General features: G+C 58.8%; 12 protein-coding genes and 1 tRNA gene. 7 read left to right on the forward strand and 6 right to left on the reverse strand.

Annotated features, from left to right (window positions below):
• Positions 1 to 16 precede the first annotated feature (16 nt).
• Positions 17 to 610: an XTP/dITP diphosphatase gene (locus EDY99_RS17695; RefSeq protein ID WP_042785371.1), complete on the forward strand. Its 594-nt coding sequence runs from the start codon at positions 17 to 19 to the stop codon at positions 608 to 610.
• A complete protein-coding gene (gene hemW / locus EDY99_RS17700; RefSeq protein WP_033644669.1) occupies positions 603 to 1,745 on the forward strand; it encodes a radical SAM family heme chaperone HemW in 1,143 nt (380 codons plus the stop codon). Before EDY99_RS17695 ends, hemW begins: the two co-directional genes overlap by 8 nt.
• 37 nt (positions 1,746 to 1,782) lie before the next feature.
• Here the strand turns inward: hemW and EDY99_RS17705 are convergent, their stop codons facing one another.
• The 5 genes from EDY99_RS17705 to trmB all read right to left on the reverse strand — a co-directional run bounded on the left by EDY99_RS17705 (position 1,783) and on the right by trmB (position 5,255).
• Entirely contained in the window at positions 1,783 to 2,217 is a 435-nt protein-coding gene (locus EDY99_RS17705) for a DUF29 domain-containing protein (RefSeq protein ID WP_016930094.1), read from the reverse strand.
• 100 nt (positions 2,218 to 2,317) lie between these two features.
• A complete protein-coding gene (locus EDY99_RS17710; RefSeq protein ID WP_087762575.1) occupies positions 2,318 to 3,040 on the reverse strand; it encodes a DUF2884 domain-containing protein in 723 nt (240 codons plus the stop codon).
• 30 nt (positions 3,041 to 3,070) lie between these two features.
• Positions 3,071 to 3,994, reverse strand: coding sequence for a glutaminase B (glsB, locus tag EDY99_RS17715; RefSeq protein ID WP_060660870.1), 924 nt, complete (start codon positions 3,992 to 3,994; stop codon positions 3,071 to 3,073).
• A 215-nt stretch (positions 3,995 to 4,209) separates the two neighbouring features.
• Complete coding sequence (locus EDY99_RS17720; RefSeq protein WP_004937412.1) at positions 4,210 to 4,536, reverse strand: YggL family protein; 327 nt, start codon at positions 4,534 to 4,536, stop codon at positions 4,210 to 4,212.
• A complete protein-coding gene (trmB, locus tag EDY99_RS17725) occupies positions 4,536 to 5,255 on the reverse strand; it encodes a tRNA (guanosine(46)-N7)-methyltransferase TrmB (RefSeq protein ID WP_004937410.1) in 720 nt (239 codons plus the stop codon). The genes EDY99_RS17720 and trmB overlap by 1 nt, the downstream gene beginning before the upstream one ends.
• 175 nt (positions 5,256 to 5,430) lie before the next feature.
• On the opposite strand from trmB, the gene mutY reads away from it, so the two are divergent.
• The 3 genes from mutY to mltC all read left to right on the forward strand — a co-directional run bounded on the left by mutY (position 5,431) and on the right by mltC (position 7,940).
• Entirely contained in the window at positions 5,431 to 6,531 is a 1,101-nt protein-coding gene (gene mutY, locus EDY99_RS17730) for an A/G-specific adenine glycosylase (RefSeq protein ID WP_004937408.1), read from the forward strand.
• Entirely contained in the window at positions 6,528 to 6,800 is a 273-nt protein-coding gene (locus tag EDY99_RS17735) for an oxidative damage protection protein (RefSeq protein WP_004937404.1), read from the forward strand. Before mutY ends, EDY99_RS17735 begins: the two co-directional genes overlap by 4 nt.
• 63 nt (positions 6,801 to 6,863) lie before the next feature.
• Positions 6,864 to 7,940, forward strand: coding sequence for a membrane-bound lytic murein transglycosylase MltC (mltC, locus tag EDY99_RS17740; protein WP_033644661.1), 1,077 nt, complete (start codon positions 6,864 to 6,866; stop codon positions 7,938 to 7,940).
• Positions 7,941 to 7,988: 48 nt separating this feature from the next.
• On the opposite strand, the gene speF is transcribed toward mltC, so the two are convergent.
• Positions 7,989 to 10,154: an ornithine decarboxylase SpeF gene (gene speF, locus EDY99_RS17745; RefSeq protein WP_123062186.1), complete on the reverse strand. Its 2,166-nt coding sequence runs from the start codon at positions 10,152 to 10,154 to the stop codon at positions 7,989 to 7,991.
• Between the two features lie 705 nt (positions 10,155 to 10,859).
• Here speF and EDY99_RS17750 point away from each other — a divergent pair.
• Positions 10,860 to 10,935, forward strand: a tRNA-Phe gene (locus EDY99_RS17750).
• Between the two features lie 656 nt (positions 10,936 to 11,591).
• On the forward strand, positions 11,592 to 12,164 hold the full coding sequence (locus EDY99_RS17755) for a sorbitol dehydrogenase family protein (RefSeq protein ID WP_123061965.1): 573 nt from the start codon (positions 11,592 to 11,594) through the stop codon (positions 12,162 to 12,164).
• Positions 12,165 to 12,167 lie beyond the last annotated feature (3 nt).

A 12,167-nucleotide genomic window follows, 5' to 3' on the forward strand; every position in this document is an offset into this window, starting at 1 on the left:
TTTCAAGGTAGTCATTATGCAAAAAGTCGTTCTTGCCACCGGTAACCCGGGCAAAGTGCGCGAACTCGCCGACCTGTTGGCCGATTTCGGCCTGGACGTGGTCGCGCAAACCGATCTGGGCGTGGAGTCCGCCGAAGAAACCGGCCTGACGTTTATCGAAAACGCCATTCTGAAAGCGCGCCATGCGGCACAGGTCACCGGCCTGCCGGCGATCGCCGACGACTCCGGTCTGGCGGTAGATGCGCTGGGCGGCGCGCCGGGCATCTACTCCGCGCGCTACGCCGGTGAAGACGCCGACGATCGGCAGAACCTCGACAAGCTGCTGGCGGCGATGAAAGACGTGGCGCCGGGCCGGCGCGGCGCGCAATTTCACTGCGTGCTGGTCTATCTGCGCCATGCGCAAGATCCGACGCCGCTGGTGTTTCACGGCAGCTGGGCCGGTGAAATCACCGAACAGGCCGCCGGTGAAGGCGGTTTCGGTTACGATCCTATCTTTTACGTGCCGGAGCTGGGCCGCACCGCCGCCGAGCTGAGCCGCGACGAGAAGCGGGCGATTTCGCACCGCGGCAAGGCGCTGAAGCTGATGTTGGAAGCCATGCGCAATGCTTAAGCTGCCCCCGCTGAGTCTCTACATCCACATCCCGTGGTGCGTGCAGAAATGCCCGTACTGCGACTTCAACTCCCATGCGCTGAAGGGTGACGTGCCGCATCAGGAGTATGTCGATCATCTGTTGGCGGATCTGGATGCCGACCTGCCGCTGGCCGGCGGCCGGGAAATCAGCACTATCTTTATCGGCGGCGGCACCCCCAGCCTGCTGAGCGCCGAGGCGATGCAAGCCTTGCTGGACGGCGTGCGGGCGCGCATTCGCGTCGCCGACGACGCCGAAATCACCATGGAAGCCAATCCCGGCACCGTGGAGGCCGATCGCTTCAGCGGCTACCAGCGCGCCGGCGTCAACCGCATCTCCATCGGGGTGCAAAGCTTCAGCGCCGAGAAGCTGAACCGTCTGGGGCGCATCCACGGCCCGGAAGAAGCCAAACGCGCGGCGACGCTGGCGACCGGCCTCGGCCTGCGCAGCTTCAACCTCGATCTGATGCACGGCCTGCCGGATCAGTCGCTGGAAGAGGCGCTGGACGATCTGCGCCAGGCTATCGCCCTCAATCCGCCGCACCTGTCGTGGTATCAGCTGACCATCGAGCCGAACACCCTGTTCAGCTCGCGCCCGCCGGTTTTGCCGGACGACGATGCGCTGTGGGACATCTTCGAGCGCGGCCACCAGTTGCTGAGCGCCGCCGGCTATCAGCAGTATGAAACCTCGGCCTACGCCAAGCCGGGCTACCAATGCCAGCACAATCTCAACTACTGGCGCTTCGGCGACTATCTGGGGATCGGCTGCGGCGCGCACGGCAAGGTGACCTTCAGCGACGGACGCATCCTGCGCACCGCCAAGACCAAGCACCCGCGCGGCTTTATGCGCGGCGACTACATGGACAAGCAGCATGAGGTGGCGGCGGCGGATCGGCCGTTCGAATTCTTCATGAACCGCTTCCGCTTGCTGGAAGCCGCGCCGCGCGCCGACTTCGCCAACTACACCGGGCTGACGGAAAGCGTCATTCGCCCGCAGCTGGACGAAGCGCTGGCCAAAGGCTATCTGGAAGAAACCGCGGAGCACTGGCAGATCACCGAGAAGGGCAAACTGTTCCTCAACTCGCTGCTGGAACTGTTCCTGGCGGACGACGAGTAAAAAAAAGCGCTGAATGATCAGCGCTTTTTTATTGGTGTTAATCCGGGTAAAACGTCTGAGACAGAATCTGCTGAGTTTCCCAGATGCCGTTTTCCGGATACACATCCAGCCCGGTTTCGGCCGTGGCGAGCGCAACGGCCTTCGACCAGACGACATCCAGCCAATCGGCATCGCTCAGTTTACCTTTTAGGCTGGGCGACTCTTTCAAGCTGTAAAGCACCTCTTTGCGCTGCGCTTTAATCGTTCTTTCCCAGCTGGTTCCGCGCCTGGCCGGCTGATATTTCCATTTAAGCAAATGTGCAATCAGCACCGTCATCCGGCTAGCAAGTTCCCTTTGCTCGCTCTTCCCCACGTCCTCAATCTCCTCGGCGATCTTTTCAATATCGATCTCAGACAATTTTCCGGAGCGCAAAAGAGCGGCCTGTTCATTTGCCCAGGCAACAACATCGGTTTCGTAACGTGTATGGCTCATAGCGTCCTCCGTAAACATCCATAAATCTGTACGTAGTTTGACCAGTCTGTCAGATAAGCTTAAGAAGGTCAAAAAACATACTTCCGAGAAGGTTCTTGAATCACTTCAACGCCTTCAGCAGATCCTTGCGCTGGGTTTCCAGTGCGGTGACGCGGTTGCAAACGTCGCGACCGAAGTTCTGGAAGTCCTGCTCCTGGTTGTTCCACTCGTTCTGGATCGCCTTCTGCAAGCCGCCCAGGTTGCCCATGATCGCCTGCAGCGGATTGCCGCCGCTGTTGGCAGCCTGTTTGACGCCCATCTCGTTCAGGCTGTCCTGCAGCACGCCGCCCATGCTCTGCTGCACGATGTTGCGGCCATCCTGTTCCACTTGGTCAATCGCCTTGTGGTGGAAGGTCAGGCCGTCGCTGCGGTGCTCGATGATGCGGTTCATCTGCTGTTTCAGCTGGCCATTCAGGGTGGTCAGCCGGTTGCGCACGTTGCTGTTGCTGCCCAGCTCTTTGACGATCACCTTATCCAGCGCTGCGCGGGCTTTCTCCAGGTGTTTCTGCGCGCCGTCGTCGATCCACGGCAGCTGCTTGCGCAGCGCGCTCTGGTAACTGAAGGCTTTCTGCCGCTGGCTGTCGCTCAGGCTCAGCGCCTGACCGTTGCGGATCACGTCACCATCCGGCGAAATTTGCAGGTCGCCGCTGGCGCCTTTCACCTGCACGCTCTGCGGGCTGATGATCACATCGTCCTGGGGTTTAACGCTGCACTGGTACTCGGCGTGGGCCTGCGCGGCAGTCGCCGCCAGCAGCAGTAAGGCTAACCCGGTTTTCTTCAACATAGCTTCTCCTGACTCCCATCCAGATTGGGATTAAAAAATCGAACGACCGATACGTTGAGACAACAGTTCCAGCGCCGCAGTTCCCGCCAGCGAGTTGCCGGAAGCATCCAGCTCCGGCGACCAGACGACGATCGACAGCTCGCCCGGCACAATGGCCACGATGCCGCCGCCCACGCCGGACTTGCCCGGCATCCCCACCCGATAGGCGAATTCGCCGGCGCCGTCGTACATGCCGCTGGTCATCATCAGGGCGTTGATCTGCCGGGCCTGCAGCGGGCTGATCACCGTCTCGCCGTTGAGATCGCGGCCGTGATTGGCCAGATAGACGAAGCTGCGCGCCAGCTCCACGCAGCTCATGCGCAGCGCACAGTAGTGGAAATAGGTTTGCAGCACGGTGATCACGTCGTTCTCGAAGTTGCCGAACGACTTCATCAGATAGGCGATGGCCGCATTGCGATCGGAGTGTTCGAACTCGGAGCGCGCCACCCGCAGGTCATAGGCCAGGTCGTCTTCGCCGGCCAGCTGGCGCACCACCTCCAGCATGCGCTGTTTGGGGGCGCTGAGCCGGGTTTGCAGCATGTCGCACACCACCAGCGCGCCGGGGTTGATAAACGGATTGCGCGGTTTGCCCTGCTCCATCTCCAGCTGCAGCAGCGAATTGAACGGCAGGCCGGAAGGCTCTTTGCCGACGCGCCGCCAGATCTCATGCTCCTGATAGCGCGTCAGCGCCAGCGTCAGGCTCAGCACTTTGGAGATCGACTGGATGGAGAAGCGCTCCGCGGCGTCGCCGGCCTGGAACAGTTCGCCATCCACCGTACACACGGCGATCGCCAGCCGATCGGCGGGCACTTCCGCCAACGCCGGGATGTAGTCGGCCACTTTTCCCTGGCCAATCAGCGGGCGCACCTGTTGCAGGATCTCTTCCAGCAACGCGTTATCCAATGTTGTTACCACCTCGGTCACACTCCGGGCAAAACAAAGGCGCCGTTAAGGCACCTTAAATCCATCCCCGTCATACTTGAATCCGCATCTGTGTTGGCTGCGAGCGCTCACCCCAGTCACTTACTGAAGTAAGCTCCTGGGGACTCACCCTCTTGCCGCCGTGATGCGAATCCAATTATTTAGGGGGAAATAAGCGGCGCGAAGCCGCGCTCATCGGGCAAGCGCGATCAATCCCACCAGATATCGAACAGATCGCTGACCTTAACGTCGGTCAGTTTGCGCGCTTCCAGCCAGTTTTTCACCAGTTCGCGATGCTCGTCGGTGCAGTGGCCGATCTTCTGCAGGCAGATCAGACCTTCCCACTGCAGGTAGCCGCTGCCGTCAAACGCCAGACCGTTCGGCTCGATCACTTCATCGATGAAGGTATCCAGCGTGCTGTCGATATCTTCCACCGACGTGCCTTCGGCGAAGCGCCAGGCTACGGAGAAACCCAACTCCTGAAATTCTTCAATGTGCAACTTTTTACGTAAACGACGACTGCGGTTCTTAGCCATTATTCTTTCCTCTCAAACATCAAGTCCCAAACGCCATGTCCCAGGCGCTGGCCGCGTAATTCAAATTTCGTCAGTGGGCGCGAATCCGGACGCGGCACATAATCATTATCGCTGGAAAGATTACGGTAGCCTGCGACCCCGTTCATAACCTCTAACATATGTTCCGCATAAGGTTGCCAATCGGTGGCCATGTGGAAGACGCCGCCGGTCTTCAGCTTGCGCAGCACCAGTTCGACAAACGGCGTTTGCACGATGCGGCGCTTGTTGTGGCGCGCCTTGTGCCAAGGATCGGGGAAGAACAGCTGCACCATGTCCAGCGAGCCGTCCGGGATCATGTTTTCCAGCACTTCAACCGCATCGTGGCACATTACGCGCAGGTTGCTCAGCTTCGCCTCATGGGCGTCGGCCAGGCAGGCGCCCACGCCCGGCGAGTGTACTTCGATCCCTAAAAAGTTCTGCTGCGGGTTGTTGCCCGCCATGGTCACCAGCGAGGCGCCCATGCCAAAACCGATCTCCAGCACCGTCGGCGCTTCGCGGCCGAACAGCGCGGCGAGATCGACAGCGTCAGCCTGATACTCCACGCCCATCACCGGCCAATAGTTCTCCAGCGCGTGCTGCTGGCCTTTGGTCAGCCGCCCCTGGCGGCGGACAAAACTGCGGATACGGCGCATCGCGCGGCCGTTCTCATCAAATTCCGGGGAGATGACGTCATTAATCATAGTGCTTTCTGTCTGTTTGGCTGCCAATTAGGGAAACGCGCATTATGCAAAGATACATTGGTTTAGCAAGTGTTCATCTTCTGTACCCGCCGTGCGGCGTCGGAAAGTTCCGGTTTACAGCATCATGACTCTATGCTGCAATCTCGCTTCATTTTCTGCCGGATAACGACTCTTCATGATGCAAGCACAACAATTCGCACAGGTGGTGCTTGACTGGTACCAGCGCTACGGCCGTAAAACCCTGCCATGGCAGCTGGAGAAAACCGCCTATCAAGTATGGCTCTCCGAAGTGATGTTGCAACAGACCCAGGTTGCCACCGTCATTCCTTATTTTCAGCGCTTTATGGCCCGTTTTCCTAACGTGCGCGCGCTGGCGGAGGCCCCGCTGGACGAAGTGCTGCATCTGTGGACCGGCCTTGGCTATTACGCCCGCGCCCGTAACCTGCACAAAGCGGCGCAGACCATTGTCGCACAGCACGGCGGCGAGTTCCCGACAACCTTCGCAGAAATCGCCGATTTACCGGGCGTCGGCCGTTCCACCGCCGGCGCGGTGCTGTCGTTGGCGCTGGGCCAACATTATCCGATCCTCGACGGCAACGTGAAGCGCGTGCTGGCCCGCTGCTACGCGGTGGAAGGCTGGCCGGGCAAAAAAGAGGTCGAAAACCGGCTGTGGAAAATCAGCGAAGAAGTCACCCCGGCCCAGGGCGTCGGCCAGTTCAACCAGGCGATGATGGATCTGGGCGCCATGGTCTGCACCCGCTCCAAGCCCAAGTGTGAACTCTGCCCGCTCAACGTCGGCTGCCTGTCTTACGCCAACCACAGCTGGGCCAACTACCCCGGCAAGAAGCCCAAGCAGACCCTGCCGGAAAAAACCGCCTACTTCTTATTGCTGCAACACGGCGACCGCGTGTGGCTGGAGCAGCGCCCGGCGGTGGGCCTGTGGGGCGGCCTGTTCTGCTTCCCGCAGTTCAGCGCGCGCGTGGATTTGGAACTCTGGCTGCAGCAGCGCGGTCTGAAAGGCAAGCGCCTGGAACAGCTGACCGCGTTTCGCCACACGTTCAGCCATTTCCATCTCGATATCGTGCCGATGTGGCTGTCGCTCGACGCGGCAGGCAGCGGCATGGATGAGGGCGCGGGTCTCTGGTATAACTTAGCGCAGCCGCCGTCGGTCGGGCTGGCAGCGCCGGTGGACCGCCTGTTGCAACAGCTGGCGAAGCAGCCCCCGATCCAACAAAACTTATATGGCGATAGCGCCATCGATGAGGAATTAGCATGAGCCGCACCATTTTTTGTACTTTCCTTCAACGCGACGCCGAAGGCCAGGACTTCCAGCTTTATCCCGGCGACGTCGGCAAACGCATCTACAACGAGATCTCCAAGGAAGCCTGGGGCGAGTGGATGAAGAAGCAGACCATGCTGATCAACGAGAAGAAGCTGAACATGATGAACGTGGATGACCGCAAACTGCTGGAAGAGGAAATGATCAAATTCCTGTTCGAAGGGCACGACGTGCACATCGAAGGCTATACGCCGCCGAGCGAATAACGCTGTTGGGGCCAGGCGCTGGCCCGCTTCAATCCTCTTATACTTCTTCCAAACGGCTTTAAGATGAAGAAAATTTTAGCTTTGCTCGTAATAGCGCCTTTGCTGATCTCCTGTTCCGGCAAAAAAAGTGAAGAAATCAACGAAGCCTGGATCAAAGACACCAACGGCTTCGACATTCTGATGGGCCAATTCGCCCACAACATCGAGAACATCTGGGGTCTGAACGAAGTTCTGATCGCCGGGCCGAAAGACTACGTCAAGTACACCGACCAATACCAAACCCGCAGCCACATCAACTTCGACACCGGCGCCATCACCGTCGAGACCATCGCCACCACCGATCCGGCCGCGCACCTGCGCCAGGCGATCATCAGCACGCTGCTGATGGGTGACGATCCGGGTTCGATCGACCTCTATTCCGACGCCAACGATATCCAGATCAGCAAAGAGCCGTTCCTGTACGGCCAGGTGCTGGATAACAAAGGGGCGCCGATCCGCTGGGAATGGCGCGCGGCGCACTTCGCCGATTACCTGCTGCAGACCAAGCTGCAAAAACGCACCTCCGGCCTGCACGTCATCTACTCGGTCACCATCCAACTGGTGCCGAACCACCTGGACAAACGTGCGCATAAATATCTGCCGATGGTGCGCAAGGCGTCGGAAAAATATGGCGTGGACGAGTCGCTGATCCTGGCTATCATGCAGACCGAATCGAGCTTCAACCCGTATGCGGTGAGCGGTTCGGACGCGCTGGGCCTGATGCAGGTGGTGCAGCACACCGCCGGTAAGGATGTGTTCCAGATGCGCGGCAAATGGGGCACCCCGAGCCGCAGCTACCTGTTCGATCCGGAGAACAACATCGATACCGGCACCGCCTACCTGGCGATCCTGCAGAACAACTACCTGGGCGGCATTCAGAACCCGACCTCGCGCCGCTATGCGGTGATCACCGCTTACAACGGCGGCGCCGGCAGCGTGCTGCGGGTGTTCTCCAGCGACAGAACGCGCGCGGTGGGCATCATCAACGGCATGCAGCCGGGCGACGTGTACCAAACGCTGACCACCAAGCACCCGGCAGCCGAGTCGCGCCGCTATCTGGTGAAAGTGAATACCGCGCAGAAGAGCTACCGCAGAAAGTAGCGCTTCCCGCGTGGATAGAAGAAGGGCCGGTGCGAACCGGCCCTTTTTTCATGGCTTGATCATATAGCCGAAGATGCGCTTCCAGCCGTGATCTTTTTTCTCGATGTAGACCCCCTGCAGCTCCGGCGAGAAGCCCGGCAGGCGGTTGATGCCCTCCTCGAGCGCCAGGAAGTAGCGCTGCACCGCGCCGCCCCACACTTCGCCCGGCACCACGCACAGCACGCCCGGCGGATACGGCAGGGCCCCTTCCGCCGCGATGCGCCCTTCCGCCTGGCCGATCGGCACCAGCTCGACGTTGTCGCGGATAAACTCCACGTTGGCGTCCTGCGGGTTCATCACCACCGGCGGGAAATGATCCTGACGGAACATCTCCTTTTGCAGCTGCTTAACGTCAAAGCTGACGTACAGATCGTGCATCTCCTGGCACAGCCGACGAATGCTGTAGCCGCGGTAACGCTGCTCGTTCTTGCGGTACACCGTCGGCAGCACCACGCTCAGCGGCGCATCCTCTTCGACATAGCGTTCGAACTGCGCCAGCATCTCCACCAGCTGTTCCATCTTGGCCGGGTTCTCCGCCGGGGTCAGCAGGAACAGGATCGAGTTGAGATCGCACTTCTCCGGCACGATGCCGTTCTCGCGTAGGAAGTTGGCCAGAATGGTGGCCGGCACGCCGAACTCGGTGTATTGGCCGGTCGCGGCGTCGATGCCCGGCGTGGTCAGCAGCAGCTTGCACGGATCCACCAAATACTGATCCTGGGCGTAACCTTCGAAGCCGTGCCACGTCTCCTCCGGTACGAAGGTGAAGAAGCGCGCGTCGTTGGCGATCAGATCGGTATCGTAATCCTGCCAGTCCTTGCCCGCCACCTGCAACGGAATAAACGGCTTCAGCTGCGAGCAGCGCGTGAGCAGCTGTTTGCGCGTCTCGATGCCCAGCTTGACGCAGTCCATCCACATGCGGCGCCCGGCGGGGCCGGCGTGCATCTTGGCGTTGACGTCCAGCGCGGCGAACAGCGGATAGAACGGGCTGGTCGACGCATGCAGCATGAATGCGTTGTTCAGATGCTTATGGTTGCAGTGGCGCTTTTGCCCTTTGATATGGTCGTCTTTCTTATGGATCTGCGACGTCTGCGAGAACCCCGCCTGCTGTTTATGCACCGACTGGGTGACGAAAATGCCCGGATCGTGTTCGTCCAGCTCCAGCAGCAACGGCGAACACTCTTTCAGCATCGGGATAAAACCTTCGTAGCCCACCCAGGCGGAGTCGAACAGGATGTAATCGCACAGGTGGCCGATGGTGTCGATCACCTGGCGAGCGTTGTAAATCGTGCCGTCGTAGGTGCCAAGCTGAATGATCGCCAGCCGGAACGGCCGCGCCGCCGTGGCCTTCTCCGGCGCCACCTCGCGGATCTGCTCGCGCAGGTAGCGCTCATCGAAGCAGCGCGCATCGATGCCGCCGATAAAGCCGAACGGGTTGCGGGCGGTTTCCAGATACACCGGCGTGGCGCCGGCCTGGATCAGCGCCCCGTGGTGATTGGATTTGTGGTTGTTGCGATCGAACAGCACCAGATCGCCACGGGTCAGCAGCGCGTTGGTCACCACCTTGTTGGCCGCCGAGGTGCCGTTGAGCACGAAGTAGGTTTTATCGGCGTTGAACACCCGCGCCGCATGCTTTTGCGCATCCTTGGCCGAGCCTTCGTGGATCAGCAGATCGCCCAGCTTGACGTCGGCGTTGCACATATCGGAACGGAAAAGAGTTTCACCGTAGAAATCGAAAAACTGCCGGCCGGCCGGGTGCTTGCGGAAGAACTCGCCGCCCTGATGGCCTGGACACGCAAAGGTCGAATTCTCCATCTCGACGTAGGTCTTCAGCGTTTTGAAGAACGGCGGCAGCAGCGCCTGCTCGTAGGCGTCGGCAGCGGCCTCCAGCTGCGCCATGTAGAATGGCTTGCTGGCGCCGGCCAGCAGCGCAAAGACCCCGCTGACAAACGGCAGATAATCCGGGGAAAGATGCTCGTCCCCTTCCACCGCCACGAAGGTCGGAATATCGAACCCCGTCGCCTGCAAGCGCGCCAGAATGCCGGCGTCCACGTCGGCGACCGACACCACCACCGCCGCCACGTCGGTGTAGTCCGTCTGCTCTACGCGCACGATCTGGCGCAGCGTCTCAATGGTGGCGACCAGGCTGGCGCTGGTTGCGATTTTCAATTCTTTCATCATGCTGACTCTCAAACGGTGAAGGATGAGGGTGTGCCACCGGCACGGTAATGAGATAACGCGGTTATCCCGGTAAAAGCGATACCCGGGCACGGCAGCATAAGCGGCGTGCGTGACCGCCTCATGATCGGGGACCATCAGGCAGCTATCGGGGGAACTGGTCTTGGCAGCGTCCGACAGGCATCAGTAAAATCAGGGCCGCAGCGCTGGCTTTACGCATGCCTAACAGCGAGCATCAGGCGGCCTTACCGCATGATCGGCAGGCGTATTCGGACGGATGGCGTTCGGAGCAAGCAAAGACGGAACGGTGGCGGCGTCAGAGGTCTGGTGCGCGACAGCGCTTGAGCGACAAAACCAGTCATGCCAATAACCCTCTGACTTATAAGAAGCGGGAACACCGTCAGGGAACGGAGAGTGCTAAAATTTGCGCAATGATTGCATGATTCGTTACGAGGTTCAAGCGAGAATCATCTGGGTTGAGCTTGCGTTAACGCAAGCATAACTTATTGTTACTTAACAATAAACATGAAAAACAACATTGATAAAGTGGTATAAATACACGTTTTTTATGCATATTTATTGGGTGCCGATATCGCCACAGGCTCTAGCGCCTCGGGTTCGCTGCCTGAAAATAGAGCAACCGATCGGCTTTGTGACAGAAAGCGATTGACGCCATCCGGCCAATACGGTTTAATGCGCCCCGTTGCCCGGATAGCTCAGTCGGTAGAGCAGGGGATTGAAAATCCCCGTGTCCTTGGTTCGATTCCGAGTCCGGGCACCATATTTAGAGAACCCAGCCTATGGCTGGGTTTTTGCTTTTCAGGGACAGGACTCTCCATCGAACTGCGTTCGATTATTCGGCCAAAGGCCTCACCCTGCGGGCCAGCTCTAAAGCGCTGTTCAACGCGGCGCCAGCGCTGAGACCTTGAATACCGAGCAGAAGTGCTCCTGTTCCTATCTCTTTAACCTAAATCTCGGCCTTTATATTCGCAGTCTTAATTGATGCCCGCCCCCTGCCCTGTGTTTACGGCACTGTATTATTTCCATTTGCGCCATAACCCAACCCTCCTTATTTTCGCCGTCATTTGAATTAATACGCAAACACGGGATACCATTAATGTTTTCATTCTGCGCCTGATAAAAACCCACAGCCACAAACCGATAAAAACATTAAATAACAATCAATTAAACAGAGCCCCATCACATAATCCCCTGCCGTTATTAAAAATAAACCAAAAATGCGGTCGGCACTCACCTTGTGATTTTTTGATAAATACCGTCCGTTGCCGCTGCTAATTTACCGACAGGCGTTCTTAAAACATCACATCGGTGAAGATCGTCATATCACCGTAATAGAACGCTTAATTTAGCCTGCTCACCCACTGATATTTTGGCCTTTTTTGGCTCTGGCATTAAACACCCGTTGAGAAAAAACATATGGAATATGGTTTATCAGACAATGGCGAACAGCCGGATCAACATGGCAAGGGCGTCAGCCGCAGAAATGTCTTGCTCGGCCTGGCGTCAACGCTTGTCGCCACCGCATTGGCCGGCGCCCCATTCCTCACGCTGGCGGAACAGCATACCGCCGCGCAAAACCCCCTGCTTTTTGCCCGTTTCTTCGCGCTCTCCCTGCAATTGACAGAACGTCAGGATATTGACCCTGGCCTTTCGGCTCGTATTTTCACTGCGTTGAGCCTCGCAAACCCGCAATTCTCATCACAGGTTGAGCGATTAAGCGCACGCGTGAAGGCCGGACAAAGCGCCCGGCAACTTCAGCAAATCGCCGGCCAACTGGGGCTCTCGGCATTGGTCTCGGCCATCATCACCGCCTGGTATACCGGTACCGTGGGCCAGGGGGCAAACGCCAGTCTCATCGCTTATAAAGATGCCCTGATGTATCGCCCGGTTAAAGATGCCTTGATTGTGCCCACCTATTGCGGCAACGGCCCGCTTTGGTGGACCGCCGCCCCGCCTGAGGTTAACGCCTTACTGCCCTCTGAGAGCTGAATC

Source organism: Serratia sp. LS-1 (assembly GCF_003719595.1).
Taxonomy (GTDB): domain Bacteria; phylum Pseudomonadota; class Gammaproteobacteria; order Enterobacterales; family Enterobacteriaceae; genus Serratia; species Serratia ureilytica.